Annotated in this window: 1 rRNA gene; it reads left to right on the top strand. The window is 46.2% G+C overall.

The annotated features are described in order from the left end of the window. Window positions 1-57 precede the first annotated feature (57 nt). A 16S ribosomal RNA gene (locus tag ORL93_RS31165) occupies window positions 58-253 on the top strand; the annotation flags it as partial.

The following is a 253-nucleotide window of genomic DNA, read 5'->3' as shown; positions in this document are numbered from 1 at the left end:
AACGAAACAAACAACGTGAAACGTCAATTTTTATTTTAGATGCTAGACAAACTAACTTTATTGGAGAGTTTGATCCTGGCTCAGGATGAACGCTGGCGGCGTGCCTAATACATGCAAGTCGAGCGAATGGATTAAGAGCTTGCTCTTATGAAGTTAGCGGCGGACGGGTGAGTAACACGTGGGTAACCTGCCCATAAGACTGGGATAACTCCGGGAAACCGGGGCTAATACCGGATAACATTTTGCACCGCAT

Source organism: Bacillus sp. DHT2 (assembly GCF_026241455.1).
GTDB classification, from domain to species: domain Bacteria; phylum Bacillota; class Bacilli; order Bacillales; family Bacillaceae_G; genus Bacillus_A; species Bacillus_A pseudomycoides.
The sequence above is the reverse complement of the archived record's forward strand: the minus strand, read 5'-3'. Positions and strand labels throughout refer to the sequence as shown.